The sequence below is a fragment of the Methanoregula boonei 6A8 genome, from assembly GCF_000017625.1.
Taxonomy (GTDB): Archaea; Halobacteriota; Methanomicrobia; order Methanomicrobiales; family Methanospirillaceae; genus Methanoregula; species Methanoregula boonei.
On record NC_009712.1, the window covers coordinates 723976 to 738846 of the forward strand.

General features: G+C 57.0%; 16 protein-coding genes and 2 tRNA genes. 6 read left to right on the forward strand and 12 right to left on the reverse strand.

What is annotated here, in order from left to right; translation table 11 throughout:
- Positions 1-355: 355 nt before the first annotated feature.
- The 6 genes from MBOO_RS03925 to MBOO_RS14050 form a co-directional block, all read right to left on the reverse strand.
- The gene (locus MBOO_RS03925) at positions 356-1579 is read right to left on the reverse strand and encodes an ABC transporter permease (protein WP_012106296.1); all 1224 of its coding nucleotides are present in this window, start codon (positions 1577-1579) and stop codon (positions 356-358) included.
- Positions 1576-2256, reverse strand: a complete 681-nt coding sequence (locus tag MBOO_RS03930; protein WP_012106297.1) for an ABC transporter ATP-binding protein — start codon at positions 2254-2256, stop codon at positions 1576-1578. The genes MBOO_RS03925 and MBOO_RS03930 overlap by 4 nt, the downstream gene beginning before the upstream one ends.
- Before the next feature lie 10 nt (positions 2257-2266).
- A complete protein-coding gene (locus MBOO_RS03935; RefSeq protein WP_232385625.1) occupies positions 2267-3601 on the reverse strand; it encodes a COG1361 family protein in 1335 nt (444 codons plus the stop codon).
- Between the two features lie 406 nt (positions 3602-4007).
- Positions 4008-4493: a Mut7-C RNAse domain-containing protein gene (locus tag MBOO_RS03945; protein ID WP_012106299.1), complete on the reverse strand. Its 486-nt coding sequence runs from the start codon at positions 4491-4493 to the stop codon at positions 4008-4010.
- Positions 4486-5496 carry an AmmeMemoRadiSam system radical SAM enzyme gene (amrS, locus tag MBOO_RS03950; RefSeq protein WP_012106300.1) on the reverse strand — a complete coding sequence of 337 codons (1011 nt, stop codon included), beginning with the start codon at positions 5494-5496 and terminating at the stop codon, positions 4486-4488. The genes MBOO_RS03945 and amrS overlap by 8 nt, the downstream gene beginning before the upstream one ends.
- 13 nt (positions 5497-5509) lie before the next feature.
- Positions 5510-5674 carry an IS1 family transposase gene (locus tag MBOO_RS14050; protein WP_198324447.1) on the reverse strand — a complete coding sequence of 55 codons (165 nt, stop codon included), beginning with the start codon at positions 5672-5674 and terminating at the stop codon, positions 5510-5512.
- A 54-nt stretch (positions 5675-5728) separates the two neighbouring features.
- On the opposite strand from MBOO_RS14050, the gene pyrH reads away from it, so the two are divergent.
- The 3 genes from pyrH to MBOO_RS03965 all read left to right on the forward strand — a co-directional run bounded on the left by pyrH (position 5729) and on the right by MBOO_RS03965 (position 7235).
- On the forward strand, positions 5729-6433 hold the full coding sequence (pyrH, locus tag MBOO_RS03955; RefSeq protein WP_012106301.1) for a UMP kinase: 705 nt from the start codon (positions 5729-5731) through the stop codon (positions 6431-6433).
- A 61-nt stretch (positions 6434-6494) separates the two neighbouring features.
- A tRNA-Pro gene (locus MBOO_RS03960) sits at positions 6495-6569 on the forward strand.
- A 3-nt stretch (positions 6570-6572) separates the two neighbouring features.
- The gene (locus MBOO_RS03965; RefSeq protein ID WP_012106302.1) at positions 6573-7235 is read left to right on the forward strand and encodes an endonuclease III domain-containing protein; all 663 of its coding nucleotides are present in this window, start codon (positions 6573-6575) and stop codon (positions 7233-7235) included.
- 57 nt (positions 7236-7292) lie between these two features.
- On the opposite strand, the gene MBOO_RS03970 is transcribed toward MBOO_RS03965, so the two are convergent.
- From MBOO_RS03970 to MBOO_RS03995, 6 genes are all read right to left on the reverse strand, one after another.
- A complete protein-coding gene (locus MBOO_RS03970) occupies positions 7293-8324 on the reverse strand; it encodes an inorganic phosphate transporter (protein ID WP_012106303.1) in 1032 nt (343 codons plus the stop codon).
- A 39-nt stretch (positions 8325-8363) separates the two neighbouring features.
- Entirely contained in the window at positions 8364-8993 is a 630-nt protein-coding gene (locus MBOO_RS03975) for a DUF47 domain-containing protein (protein WP_012106304.1), read from the reverse strand.
- Between the two features lie 58 nt (positions 8994-9051).
- Positions 9052-10245: an inorganic phosphate transporter gene (locus MBOO_RS03980; protein ID WP_012106305.1), complete on the reverse strand. Its 1194-nt coding sequence runs from the start codon at positions 10243-10245 to the stop codon at positions 9052-9054.
- Entirely contained in the window at positions 10242-10871 is a 630-nt protein-coding gene (locus MBOO_RS03985) for a DUF47 domain-containing protein (RefSeq protein WP_012106306.1), read from the reverse strand. The genes MBOO_RS03980 and MBOO_RS03985 overlap by 4 nt, the downstream gene beginning before the upstream one ends.
- Positions 10872-11017: 146 nt before the next feature.
- A tRNA-Ala gene (locus MBOO_RS03990) sits at positions 11018-11089 on the reverse strand.
- A 74-nt stretch (positions 11090-11163) separates the two neighbouring features.
- Positions 11164-12366: a nicotinate phosphoribosyltransferase gene (locus MBOO_RS03995; RefSeq protein ID WP_012106307.1), complete on the reverse strand. Its 1203-nt coding sequence runs from the start codon at positions 12364-12366 to the stop codon at positions 11164-11166.
- A gap of 160 nt (positions 12367-12526) precedes the next feature.
- On the opposite strand from MBOO_RS03995, the gene MBOO_RS04000 reads away from it, so the two are divergent.
- The 3 genes from MBOO_RS04000 to MBOO_RS04010 all read left to right on the forward strand — a co-directional run bounded on the left by MBOO_RS04000 (position 12527) and on the right by MBOO_RS04010 (position 14803).
- The gene (locus tag MBOO_RS04000) at positions 12527-13198 is read left to right on the forward strand and encodes an MTAP family purine nucleoside phosphorylase (RefSeq protein WP_012106308.1); all 672 of its coding nucleotides are present in this window, start codon (positions 12527-12529) and stop codon (positions 13196-13198) included.
- 18 nt (positions 13199-13216) lie between these two features.
- Positions 13217-14545 carry an amidohydrolase gene (locus MBOO_RS04005; protein ID WP_012106309.1) on the forward strand — a complete coding sequence of 443 codons (1329 nt, stop codon included), beginning with the start codon at positions 13217-13219 and terminating at the stop codon, positions 14543-14545.
- A 69-nt stretch (positions 14546-14614) separates the two neighbouring features.
- On the forward strand, positions 14615-14803 hold the full coding sequence (locus MBOO_RS04010; protein WP_048068271.1) for a hypothetical protein: 189 nt from the start codon (positions 14615-14617) through the stop codon (positions 14801-14803).
- Positions 14804-14871 lie beyond the last annotated feature (68 nt).

Here is a 14871-nt window from a genome sequence, read left to right on the forward strand (position 1 = left end):
GGGATTACTATGCCGGGGTGTTCTGCCTGCCGTCTGTTGGATCTCCCGCCTTCACCTCCTTTAGATCGTGAGTGTCTCTTTTTTGGCACTCACATGATATCGGGAGGGTGCCGGTCAGTCATATAATCCCTGCATGGCGTGGGTGAAAATATGTACCCGGCTCTGTGATTGATTCAACTGCCGGGTATCAGGTATCCGCATCGGGAAGAAAAAAAGGATCCGGTCTCTCCTACCGGGACCGGTGCGCTTTTCGTGCCTGTACCCGTGCAGGCCGCACGGGTTTTGGCACAACAATTTTTGCGAGCACCCGTTTGAGGTAATAATTCATCAGTACGGACATACGCTGCTTTCCCCCTCACTCGCTCCTGAGGGCATCGATCGGGTCCATGTTCGAGGCCATCCAGGCCGGGTACACACCGGAGATCACACAGACCACCACACCGATGAGCATGGCTGCCGGGACATACAGGATACTTGCCGGCTGGAAGAAGTACGCCGTAGTACCTATCATCGCGTCCACCACGGAGTACCCGATGATCAGGCTGCTTGCACCCCCGATCCCGGCACCGAGAAGCCCCAGGATGAAGGACTCATACATGAACATCCGGCGCACCTCGCCTTTTTCCGTACCTATGGAGAGCAGGATACCAATTTCCTGGATCCGTTCGGAGACTGACATCATCATCACGTTGAAGATACTTACGGCCGCAACGAGGAGTGATATCCCCCCGATGGCCATGATAAACGTGGTCACCGTACTTAAGGTGGATGTCTCGGTTGCAAGCTGCGATGACGCATCCGTGATCCTCACCGAGGGGGACTTTGCATTGGTGTTGACCTTGTCATCTATGGCACTTTCAATGTCACTGATGTTGTCCACATCCTTGACAATCACGTTTACCTGGGTCCACTCGTTCTTCCCGCCGTACTGGTTGGTATACCAGTTGCTGTTCACCACAACCGCATTGTCCGTTGAGACCCCGTCAGCAACGGTTCCCCGGGGCTGGAGGACTCCGGCTATGCGGAGTTCCGGCCGGGATGAGGACGAGAACGATCCGATCCTGATCCGGGTGCCCACCTTGAGGTTGAACTCTTCTGCAAGTTCTGACCCGACGAGAACCTCTCCTGTCCCAATCTCCGTTGTTCCGTTGCCATAGGACTGGTTTATGGAAAGGAACTTTCCTATATCCCCAGGATCGATACCATAGATCGATCCCCTGCCGGCAACGGAATTTATCGTGAATTCACCGCTTGTGGAATAGATGGGGATCACGGTTCCGTTCGATCCCACGACCGAAGTGATCTTCGTCAGCTCGGTCTTGGTTATGCCGGAAGATGACGACGACGAAGGAGTGAATCCCGGCGGCCCCATCCTGACGGTATCCGAGGATATGACAATGGTGTTTGCGGTTGCCGAAAGCTGTTCTTTGACTTCCAGCTGCATGTTGGTGCCAAGCATTCCCATCGATGAGATCGCAACCACACCGATCACGATGCCGATCGCGGCAAGCATCGAGCGCAGGAAGTTCAGGCGCACACTCCGGACAGCGAGGTTAAAGAAGATATCCCCTTTTATCATGATTCTGCAATCCTCCCGTCCACCAACCGTATAGTACGCTGTGCGTATTCCGCGATCTTAGGGTCATGGGTCACAATGATCACGGTCTTTCCCTCACGGTGCAGGCCGCAGAGGATGTCCATGATCTGGTACCCGGTCTTACTGTCCAGGTTCCCGGTCGGCTCATCGCAGAGAAGGATCTTCGGGTCGTTAACGAGCGCCCGGGCAATGGCTACCCGCTGCTGCTGACCCCCTGAGAGCTGAGTCGGCCGGTGTGCACTCATATCCTTGTTGATACCCACCTGTTCGAGCAGGATGGTGGCCTTGCCGGTCGTATCCCTTTTTTTGTATTTCAGGATAAGCGGGTACTCCACGTTCTCGTATGCCGAGAGGAGAGGGATCAGGTAGAATTTCTGGAAGATATACCCGATGGTGTCCCTGCGCATATGCGTCCGCTCAAGGTTCGACATTTCAGCTACATCCCTGCCCGAGATATACAGTTTTCCCGAGCTCGGGACATCGAGGATCCCCAGCTGGTTCATCATGGTTGATTTGCCGGATCCTGACGGCCCCATGATGGCGACAAAGTCGTTCTCCTTGATCTCAAGGGAGACATGATTGAGAGCGGTAAAGTCTCCGCTCTCCAGATGATAGGTCTTTGTCACGTCAGCAAGCTGGATTACAGGGATATCGGTCATGTCCGATCCCTCACTGCTTCTTGTTCAGTTTGAGAAGGATCCATTTCCGCTTTTTCCACAGGACAATGCCGGCAATGAGTATGATCACTGCTCCTATGACCGGGTAGAACGAACTGATCCCGCCGCCTTTGCTCCCCGAGAAGAGTGAGGTGACACTGCTCGAACTGCTGCCACCCGGTCCTCCCATATCGCCGCCCGGGCCACCGCTCATCCCGCCGGGGCCTCCCGACATGGAACCTGATGAGCTGGAGGTGGTGGAGGTCTTTGAAGTACTGCTGCCTGTGGTGCTGCTGGTGCCGGAGCTGAGATCGAGAGTCTTTGTGATGTTGTAATCATTCCCTGACGAGTCCTTCCAGCTGACTACCAGGGGGACTGCCGAAAGATCATTTGCGGAAAAGGTGACATCGAAGCTCCCGGAATCGTCGGAGGCAATGCTGCCGATCGCATACACGGGGTAGGTTCCGGTTGCAATGGCCGGGGACCCGACCGTGACGGTCACTCCGTAAGCGTCCGTGATCCCGGCATTGGTGACATCCCCGGTGATTTCCTGGGTCGATCCTGATGACGTGAGTTCCACATTGTTGACAATGGGCACGGCAGCGGTTTTGTCCTGACCCAGGGTGATTGGCAGTACGACATCGGTGTAATGGGTGTTGTCCCCATCCTGGTAACTGACATTGAACGTGAGATCAGAGGCCTGGTGGGGGGTTATGCCAAAGGTCACAGCAGAGGAACTGCCGGCACTGATGGTGGGAATAAGTTCCACGGACGGGTCCGCGTCGATACCCGACCCTACCGGAGTGATCACGATATTTTTAATGTCACCACTACGGGTGTTCATGAGGGTGAGTGTCACGTTCTGCTCGGCTTCTGGAGCATATGAAGTGGGTTGAGAGGTGATTGCTCCCGTGAGCGTGTTTGAACTAATCTTAATCTTCACCGGGTAATGGATGGCGTTGCCGTTCTGTGTCCCGATAGTAAAGAGCGCGAAATAGGTGCCGCACGGGGGTTTTACGGTGAAGGGGATCGAGTACGTGAGCGAGGAACCTGCACCAACAAAACTCATGCCCACCCAGTCATTGTTCTCGGTAGAGATATGGGGACTTATCAGGGTCGGGTTTTCCAGCCCGATAGCCGATGTTCCACCGTTGGTGAGGGTAACGCTCAGCGTACCTTCGTCATCGGGGAAGTACTCGTTGGTATCCAGACTTATGTTCGAGACATACACCAGGGCTGCCTGGTCGACCGTTGAAGTCGAACTTGAGGTGGATGAACTGCTGGTAGTGCTGCTTGACGTGCTCGATGTTGTGGATGAGCTGTCATCCGCGTATACCGCTGATACCATCAAAAGTATCAGCAGGCAACTCAAAATACCTAGTTTCCATTTCATGTTTTTTCCTTCGTATCCGTTTTCCGGTAATATGCATTCGAGGGAGTTTTCCCGGTTTTTGGGATTACCCCTCGCGAAAATCCCTATTGTACGGATTTTTTTCTTTCCCTCTCCATCCCCGGCAGGAGGGATATATTGGCAGCATACCCGGCGGCGAATTATAACTCAAAAACAGGATATTCTTAACCGCCCGGTTAACAATATCGCAGCACTGCTTCCCGCTTGTATGCAGATTTTTTCCTTTAGAATAGCGGCCGCGATCCGTGGGAGGCGGGACCGGCCCGAAAAAAAGGGGATGTATAAGACACCTGGTCTGCAGGGAGCGGGAGTAATCCTCTCCTCTATGAGGAAATCCGCCGGTTCAGGATGAAATACAGGATTCTATTCGTTCCCTGATGTGCCTTCCATGCGAACCGTTCCAGTACAGTTTCCTGCACCGGTCGCACCAGAAAAAGGAATACCCCGTACGGGCATGCGGGGCATACCGTGCGGAGGCAATTTCGGATTCCGTGGCCTCACGGAGCACTGAGTTGCACAGCGAACACCGGCTCAGGGGAAGTCGTGGCTCGACAAGCCCGAGATCCAGGAGCTGCTGCACCTGTGCGAGCACGTCCCCCTCCACGATGAGCACGGCGCTGTCACCTCCCCGTCGGGCCAGCTCGTGGTCCCGGGTCAGGAGAATACGGTGATCGTTTCCTGCCAGTTCCAGGAGCCGTGTGTCCTCGTCGGGGTTTCCGGCCGCAAAACCGTTTGCACTGACCGTGTCATAGCCCATGAACCGGAGGTAACGGGTGAGGGTGCCGAGCATGCGATCGGCCAAAAACCGGGTTTCGGTATGTTCAGGCATGGCGCACGATCTCGATCTTTTCGCCACACTTCCGGCACTGCCGGTCATCAAGATCCACCATCCGGCTCGAAAAACCCCGGCGCTCGATCAGAAGTGCACCGCAGGCAGGGCAGATAGTATTTTCGAACCGGCTGCGGGCCACGTTTCCTGCGTACGGGAAACGGAGCCCCAGTTCCATTGCCCGGGAACAGATCTTCTCGATCAGGGCCGCCGGCGTAGCACCGCGGTCCGTCATCTTATAGTCCGGGTGGAACGCAGAGAAGTGCATGGGCGTCCCCGGGCCCAGGTTCTCGATCACCCAGCGGATCAGCGCCTCCAGATCCTCTATGCGATCGTTTACCCCGGGGATGACGAGCGTCACCGTCTCGATGTGCATCCCCAGTCCCTTTGCCACCACGGCCGATTCCAGCACCGGCTGGAGGTGGGCCCCGCAGACCTTGCGGTAAAAATCATCGGAAAAAGCCTTGAGATCTACCCGGTATGCGGCAAGCATGGGAGAGAGCTCCCGGAGGGCTTCCTCCGTGATGTACCCGTTGGTAACATAGCAGGTCCCAAGCCCCTTTGACCGTGCAATTGTACCCATATCAAGGGTGTACTCGTGCCAGATTGTGGGTTCGTTGTAGGTCCACGAGATACTCGCGCATCCGCTCGCCAGGGCACGGGATACGCCCTCCTCCGGGGAGAGAGAAAAGAGCCGGGCATGCGCGCGATCCGCCTGCGAGATATGCCAGTTCTGGCAGTGCTCGCACCGGAAATTGCACCCGATGCTGCCAAGGGAATAGGAAAGGGTACCGGGCAGGTAATGGTAGAGCGGTTTTTTTTCTATGGGGTCAACGGCTTCTGCGCTCACCAGGCCATAGGTGGTTGCGTACAGGGTCCCGCCAGTGTTCTCTCTCACCCCGCAGATCCCGTGCTTCCCGTCAGCTATCGTACAGCGGTGGCTGCAGAGCGAGCACTGCACCGCGTTCTTCTCTTTTCTGGTGTACTGGCGCGCCTCGTGCATACACAATTCCCTGTTATTGTTCCGGTTTGTCCGGGGTCTCATTCCCGGGCACATCGTCGTCCACCTCAAGGACAAACGATCCCCGGTATTTGCAGTCCTTGCAGAGGTACACCTGGCCAATGTATCCCCCGGCCACCGGGAAGATATTACGGCTTTTGCAGACCGGACAGTACAACATTCCTGTGCTCCTTCGAACAATTCTATATGAGTATCCGGTACAAAAACTAGTGCAATGAAGACGGTCGTATTATCGTTGGGCGGTTCGATCCTGATACCGGAACTTGCAAAGAACCGGATTTCGGCCTATCTTCCGGTCCTAAAAGAGATTGCCGGACAGCACCGGGTTTTCGTGGTCGTCGGGGGCGGGGGAGGCGCACGGGACTATATCGCAGTTGCGCGAAAGCTCGGCATCGATGAGGGTACCTCAGACGAGATCGGGATCCTTGTGACCCGGCTCAATGCCACGCTGCTCATCGCTGCCCTTGGGGATGCTGCCTATCCCAAGGTGGCAGAGAGCCACTCCGAGGCAAAGAAGTTTGGCGAATCAAAAAAGATCGTGGTGATGGGCGGAATCACCCCTGGCCAGACCACAGATGCCGTTGCGGCAGTTCTTGCTGAACGCGTGCAGGCTGATGTCTTTGTGAACGTGACTTCGGTAAATGGGATCTACGATAAGGATCCAAAGAGCCACCCCGCTGCACAGCATCATGCGACCCTCACTCCGAAGCAGCTTCTTTCCATCGTAAGCCAGGGCGGGCTTGGGGCCGGCTCCCATAACGTTCTCGATATCATCGCCGCACGGATCGTGGAGCGCAGCAGCATCCCGCTCGTTGTACTCGACGGAACCCGGCCAAAGAACCTCTCTGACGTCCTGCTCCGCGGAAAGGGCGAATACTCAGTTGTCAGCAGCACAAAAAAGAAGGTTCTCCCACTCTGATCATTTCTCACCGGGTTAATGGCAGGTATTTTTAGCGATCATGGGAAATAGTACAGGAAGCGGGGTAGTAGGGTAGCCTGGTCCATCCTAGAGCGTTTGGGACGCTTTGACGGCGGTTCGAATCCGCCCTACCCCATGCATGGACGCACAGGACGCAAAAAAAATCTATTCTGCCCTTCTCAAGCGTTATCCGCGTGCCCGCGAGTCGCCGACCACGATCTGCCGTGGCACGCCTTTTGAGGTGCTCATCCTTACCATCCTCTCCGCCCAGACCACAGACAAAGCCGTCCTCCAGGTAAAAGAGCCGCTCTTTTCCGCGTACCCGTCACCCCATGCCCTTGCCCGGGCAAATCCCGCCGATGTCGAGCCGATCATCCACAGCCTCGGGTATTACCACGCAAAGGCAAAGCACATTGTTGCGGCGGCCGCATCCGTGGAAAACGAGTTCGGCGGTGAGGTGCCACGGACTATGGACGAGCTGCTCTCCATCCCCGGGGTGGGCCGGAAGACCGCAAATATTGTGCTGTACCATGGTTTTGGCCAGAACCACGGGATTGCGGTGGATACCCACGTGCGCCGGCTGGCACAGCGGATCGGGATCTCGGACACCGATGACGTGAAGGTGATCGAGCAGGATCTCATGGCCCTCTACCCGAAAAAGGACTGGGGCGACCTTACCGACGTATTCATTGCCCACGGGAGGGCAACCTGTGATGCCAGGAAACCGCTCTGCGGTGACTGCGTGATCCGGAAGTACTGCCGGTACTACCGGGATTTACCGGATGACCAAAAAAAGGACTAATTCTTAAAAAAAAAGAGGACTGAATTTTTTGTCTGTCTCTTCCTATTCTAGAGAGTATTAACTCCCGACCACGAGCCGGATCGCCTGGAATGCGCCGTACCCGATCAGTGCGCTTATGGGGATAGTCAGGATCCAGGCTATCATTATGCTGCGTGCAACGCCCCACTTTACTGTACTTGCGCCCATGGTCGTACCTACCCCCATGATGGACGAGCAGATAACATGCGTCGTACTCACCGGGATGCCTGCTGCCGATGCGCCAAGGATGGTTGCCGCCCCGGCGGTCTCTGCCGCAAAACCGTGCACCGGGCGGAGCTTGGTGATCTTGTATCCCATGGTCCGCACGATCCGCCATCCGCCGGCGAGGGTCCCGAGAGCGATTGTGGTATAACAGATAATAATCACCCAGAACGGCACCGACAGATGGCTGGAATTGGCATTTGCACCATAATATCCCAGGGAAAAGAGGAGCGGGACAATGATCCCCATTGTCTTCTGGGCATCGTTTGTCCCGTGGCTGAAACTATAGGCTGCCGCAGAGCAGAGCTGGAGTCTTTTGAAATGGCCTTCTGCTGTCGGTTTGCTTGCTTTCCTTGTGATCCAGAGGATCGCGGCCATAAACAAAAAGCCGCAGGTAAGCCCGATCAGCGGGGAGAGGACCATAAAAAGGGCCACCTGGCCTACCGTTGCCCACTTGATGGCTACAAGCCCGGCCGCGGAGATACCGGCGCCGGCAAGACCGCCGATCAGCGCATGGGATGAGGAGGTGGGCAGGCCAAAGAACCAGGTGATCAGGTTCCAGCTGATCGCCCCGGTTAGGGCAGCAAGGACGATATAGGGGATAATTCCGGCCGCAACCACATTAAGCTGGACGATGTTTGCAATTGTATCTGCCACTGCCACACCAAAGCCGAATGCTGCAAGAAAGTTGAAAAAAGCAGCAAAGATCACGGCGTTCCGGGGCGAGAGGACTTTTGTGGAGACCACCGTTGATATTGAATTTGCCGAGTCATGGAACCCGTTGGTGAAATCAAAGACGAGTGCGATGATGATAATCGCAACAATAAGGATGAGCGGGGCAGGGATCATAGCCTCCCTCCGTTATGCACAGTATGCAACGCCTTCGCCTCACGAGTGCCGGATGGCGATATCGGAGAGTACGTTTGCCACGTCCTCGCAGTAATCGGTCGCCGTTTCGAGGTTCTCGTAAATGTCCTTGAGCTTGATGATCGCGATCGCGTCATTTGTCTTGAAGAGGTCGGTGACCGCCTGGGCAAGTACATCGTCTGCCAGGTTCTCAAGCCGGTTTACCTCGATGCAGCGCTCCTCGATATAGCGCGGGTCTTTAATCGAGCGGATTCCCTTGACCGCACCCTCGATCTCAACCACGGAGAGGTGGATGAGCTTTGCGAGCTCTACCATGTGGATGTCGGTATCATCGATACCGTAGTAGAACATCTTCTCGGCAGAACTGTCGATGTTGTCCATCACGTCGTCCAGAGCCGAGGCAAGCCGGGAGATCTCCTCCGGGTCAAGCGGGGTAATAAATGTCCGGTTGAGCTGCTCGTAGATGCCGTGGGTGATCTGGTCCCCCTGGTGTTCGAGGAGCTCGATCGCGTGGCGCTTCTCCTTTACGTTGGTGAAGTCCTCGCTTAAGGTCACCAGCTGGTACGCTGCTTCCCGTGTGATTGCAGCCTGGCGTTCAAACATCTCAAAAAAGATCTTGTCCTGCGGAATCAGCAGTTCCCGTAAACCCATAACACAAACCCACTGCTAATGGCGCAGGCGAACTAAAAAATATAGCGAAATATAGTGTTCACGGGAGGAGGGGCAAAACAAGGGTCAGGGCCATGTAGCCGGCCCATGCGCAGGCAGCGGCAAGCGGGATCGTGATCACCCATGCCGTCATCATCTCGCGCACTACGTTCCAGTGGACTGCGTTCTTGCCCCGGGTGACCCCGACCCCGACAATTGCCCCGCTGATCACATGGTTTGAGGAGACCGGGATACCGTGCATGGTGACAAACGCAAGCGTCGTGCTCCCTGAGGTCCCTGCGCAGAAACCCTGGTAGGGCCGGATCTTTGTGATCCCCTTTGCCATTTTGTCTACCACCTTCCATCCGCCAAAGCAGGTGCCAAGGCCGATTGCAATGGCAGAAAGCAGGACAACCCAGGTGGGCACCGCAAAGGTGGCAAGGATGCCGGCGGAGACAAGGAGCGCGGTGATCACACCCACTGCGTGCATCCCGTCATTTGCCCCGTGACCGGTTGCCTGGAAGAGGCAGGCAAGGATCTGGAGCGGGGTAAAGACCCGCTTCATCCGGTTCTGGCGCGAGGTCCGGAAGAGGTGCGAGACAAGCAGATCAAACAGGAACGCGATGGTGGCCCCAAGGACCGGGGAGATGAAAATGAAGAGCACAACTGCAAAGAGGCCGGTGAGCTTGAGCAGGCCAAATACAATGGCGAGCGGGATCGCGAGGCCCGCCCCGCATATCGCCCCGATAAGGAGGGCAAACCGGTAATCCCCGTGCAGGGCAGCGGTGATGGCAGCAAGGACCACGGCCCCGGTAACTGCGCCAAGCACTCCCCAGCCAAGCGCTCCAAGGACCATGCTTCCTGCAGGGAGGATGACGGCAGTAAAACCAAACCCGGCAATGCTTGCACCGATAAGTCCCCCGATCAGCGCATGGCTGCTGGAGAGCGGAATGCCGATCCGGGTAGCAGAGAAGACAAGCGCAATCGAGGCAAGCATCCCAACGATGATGGTTGCCGGGGTCATAGCGCCGGAAGAGACAATGGCAGTCCCGATGGTGGCAGCAACAGCAGTCGTGAACACAAACGGCCCAAACATATTGCAGACCCCGGTCAGAAAGACCGCTTTACCCGGGGAGAGCGCACGGGTGGCCACTACTGTTGCCACACCCTGGGCTGCATCGGTAAGGCCGTTAAAGAAGTTCAGCACCAGGGCCACAAAGATGCCAAACAGGATGACAGGATCGTAACCGGTCATGAGTGGCTCATCGAGATATCAACCAGTGCATGCCCGACATCGTTGCATTTTTCCATCACCTTTCCCATGCTCTCGTAGATATCCTTGAGCTTGATTATCATCAAAAGATCCTGGGTCTTAAAGAGGTCGAGCACCGCCCGGGAGAGGAGTTCGCCGGAGAGGTTATAGAGCCGGCTGATCTCAAGGACATGGCTGTTGACATCGGCCGGTTTCTGGAGGGTAGCAAGGGCATCCATGGCATCGGAGATCTCCTGGGCAGTCATCAGGATCAGGTACGAGTATTCCTTGAGGACATCGTCCGACTGTGTCAGGCCGTAGGTGGCGATCTGGTGGGTGACCCAGTCGATCTTATCCAGCACATCGTCAAGAGCAGGGGCAAGCCGGGCAATCTCGTCCGGTTCGAGCGGGGTGATCAGAGACTCGTTAAGACGCTCATAGATGTGCCGGGTGGTCTCGTCGCCGAGATGCTCAATCTGGCGCACCTTATGCGACTTCTCGGTACCGTTGGGGAGCTCGTGGGTGATCTCGTTGAGGGTTTCGGCAGACTCTTTGATCTTTGCTGCCATATCCCCAAAGAGGGTAAAAAAGATCTGGTCTTCGGGAAGGATCAGGTCGCGGATGCGCATAATCTCAAAGATAACGAGAGATTTGGTAGTATTTATAGTATCTGCGGAGACGCCCGCCGATCAGGGATTTTTCCTTAAATCGTATGAAATATACCCTGTGATCGGGAAAGGATCTTTCTGGCAAAGGAGTTCACAAAAACGCGGAATGGACTGGGCGGGAATTGAACCCGCGGCCTCTCCCATGCCAAGGGAGCGTAATACCACTTTACCACCAGCCCGCTCTAACCATGTTGCACGGCATAGGTTAAAAGAATTGGGTGGCGCAGGGCCATTATTGCCCGTGCCTGCCGGGTCAGGCCTTTGGGGCAGCGGGTGCCTTTCTCGGCGGATTGTGTTTCCCGTTCTTTTTTTCCGGCTCCTTTGTTGCTTCGCCTTCTTTTGAGGCGTGGCCGATCCACGCGAGCACCTTTTTTCGTGCCACCTGCAGATCGGCCTTATGCACGATCCTCCCGTCCACGATGCAGGGTTGCAGGAGCGGGATGGCGTTTGCGGGCGGGACCTGGCCCAGGGGCAGGGTCCGGTGCTTCCCGCAGACCAGCTCGTACACCTGTTTTCTCCCGCTTCGCTTTCCCCGCTTTGCCTTTGGCTTTCCCTCGATCTCCACAATGTCCAGGGCAAAGTCGATCACCGGGGCATTTGCGATCGCTCCTCCGATCCCAAACGCATCCACGCAGTCCCGGTATAAGATTACGTCCTCTTTTGTGACCCCGCCAGAGAGGAATATCTTCACCTGGGGGTAGCCGTGCGAATCGAGCTCCCAGCGGACCTCCTCGATGATAGCCCGCATGTTCCCCCGACGCGAGCGCGGGGTGTCGAGCCGGACTGCCGTGGCTCCGCACGCAGCGGCACGCAGCGACTCGGTCTTCTCATCGCAGTAGGTATCGCAGAGCATGATGCGCGGCACCTCTTTTGGGGCATCGCGGTCAAAAGCGCGCCAAGCGTCATCGGGAACAGAGAAGCACATCACCATTGCGTGGGGCATGGTTCCGACCACCGGCATTCCCGCGGGCGCGCAGGTATTGGAGACACCATCTGCTCCCCCGATCCATGCGGCCCGTTCGATCATGGTTGCAATGGCCGGGTGCTGCCGCCGGGACCCAAAAGAGTACACGGGCCGTCCCTTTGACTCGCACATGATATGGGCTGTAGCCGACGCAATCCCGGAGGCATGGCAGAGGAACCCGAGGATCGCAGTCTCGTACCGGCAGAAATCCCGGTACCGCCCGGTGATGCGCAGCACAGGCTCGCCCGCAAAAAAGAGCGTTCCCTCCGGCATGGCGTCTACCATGACCGGCAGTCCTTCAAGGAGTGCGATTACATCGGCCATGCCACAGACAATCCCCCATGTGTCGGGGAGGGCTGCCGCGGTCACCTCCATGGAAACGAGCGGGTTTATCTTTTCCCGTGCAAGCACTTCCTCGGTGCGGACAAAGTAGATGTCCGTGCACTCCCCCCGTTTTATCGTCTCGTCGCTGACGGTATCGAACATGCCCATGAAGAGTGTGGGGCAGGCACGCTCTTTACGTTTACTGGCCCGGGACAGCCGCGTACGCTATCTATTAGTGCCGGGGCACACAACCTTTTCTTCGACAAACCATGGCGCGGCTTCCCCTTGTAATAACGCTTCCCGGCAGCCGGTGCAGAAGGTGTGCCTGATGCTTGGCATCATCGGCGGGACAAGCCTGCTCTTCTCCACGCTTCCGGCACTGAAAAAAGAGACCGTGGCGACACCCTTTGGCGAGGCTGAACTCCTCTGTGGGGATATTGTCATGCTCATGCGCCACCAGTATGGCAGGCCGCCGCACCGGATCAATTACCGGGCAAACCTTGCTGCCATGGCTATCTCCGGTGTGGATCATATCGTGGCCTTTGGCTCATCGGGATCGCTCAAAAAGGAGATCCCGCCCGGCACCACCCTGATCCCGACCGATTACGTGAGCATGGCAGATATTCCCTCTATCCACGATCACGCGATCGAGCATGTCCGCCCCGAACTCTCCCGGGCACTTGCAGAGAAACTCGCCGCAGTGGTCCCGGAGGCACGCCTCGGGGGTGTGTATGTCCAGACCCGGGGGCCACGGATCGAGACCGTAACAGAAGTAGCGGCCCTGGCACAGATCGCCGATGTTGTGGGAATGACGGTGGCCTCCGAAGCTACACTCGCCTGCGAACTGGACATGGAGTTTGCCGCGCTCTGCACGATCGACAACTATGCAAACGGCCTCGGGGCCGAAGTACTCACCTTCGAGCACATCCTCTCCATCTCAAAAGCCCACAGCCGGCGCACCGAGGAGGTCCTTGGGGCGATCATCCGCGAGATGGGATAAATCACCGGGGTTTTAGTTATGACCACACAGGAATCAGCAGATATCTTTGGGAACAACAAATCGATTCTCATCACTAACGTAAACGACGGCACCGGGCCGGTAGACATCTTCATTGACGCAGAAGAGACAATCTCCGATATCGGCTGCGAGATCCGCAAGCGCCACCGGGGCGAGGCCGAGTTTATCGTGGACGGGGCCGGGGCGCTTGCGCTGCCGGGCCTTTCCAACACCCACACCCACGCGGCCATGTCGCTTCTCCGGGGCTATGCTGACGACATGATCCTGCAGGACTGGCTGGCGCAGAAGATCTGGCCGCTTGAGGCCCACCTGACCGCAGATGATGTGTACTGGGGGACCCGGCTTGCCTGCCTTGAGATGATCCGGACCGGCACCACTGCGTTTAACGACATGTACTTCTTTATGGAGTCCGCGGCAAAGGCCGTGGACGAAGCCGGGATCCGGGCCCTGCTCTGCTATGGTTTTATCGATCTGGGTGATGCGGAGAAACGGGAGCGCGAGTGCCGGGCCACCGAAGCGCTGGTTGCGCATATACGGGGCCTGAAAAACTCCCGGATTCACGCCGCAGCAGGCCCGCATGCCCCATACACCGTCTCACCCGAGGGCCTGAAATGGTGCGGGGAATTTTCCCGCGAGCAGGATATCCCCGTTCATATCCACCTGTCAGAGACAGAAAAAGAAGTAAACGACTGCGTTGCCCGGCACAAAAAACGGCCGGCAGCACTGCTCGACGAGTGCGGCCTTCTCTCCCCCCGGACCATCGCGGCACACGGGTGCTGGCTTGATGATGCAGAATGTGCACTTCTCGGGAAACGCGGGGTAAGCGTCTCCCACAACCCGGCAAGCAACATGAAGCTTGCCACCCACCGGGCACTGCCTTACCGGGAGCTCGTGGCTGCAGGGGCAAACGTCTGCCTTGGGACTGACGGCTGTGCCTCGAACAACAACCTCGACCTCTTTGAAGAGATGAAGATCGCAGCGCTCCTCCAGAAGTTCTTCTGGAACGATCCTACCGTCCTTGCGGCACCGGAAGCGCTTGGTATGGCAACCGCAAACGGGGCAAAGGCGCTCGGGTTTGGCGACGGGGCGCTTGTGGCAGGGGCACCGGCCGATCTCATCCTTGTCACCACCCGCACCCCCGCAAACACCCCGCTCCATAATGCCGCTTCAAACCTTGTCTATGCCTGCAGCGGATCTGCCGTGGAGACCACCATCTGCAATGGCCGGGTGCTTATGTTCGACCGGGAGATCCCGGGCGAGGAGAAGGTCCTTGCGGAGGCTGCCGGTGCAGCCGCACGACTGGTGAGACGTGCGCAGACTCCTTCCTGAACCTTCTGGTGTTCCCTGCACCGGCCAAATCCGATATTCTTTTACTCTATCCCCTCGAACCGGAGAGGTATGACTTCCTGCGAACACCACCCGGAACATGCACACTCCACAACCTGCCGTGTATGCAAATCCGAGTACTGCCATGACTGCCACCCCTCTTCGCTTGGCATCTGCGAGAAGTGCGCATACAAGATCCTGATCGGTCTTGTGGTCATCATGGTAATTGTATCGTATATAGCGTGGTTCGGGGTGTACTAACTCGCACACCTGGTTTGCGCGGCAACGGGCTGTTGTCCCGGGAATCCCGGGATAGCGGCCTTTTTCCT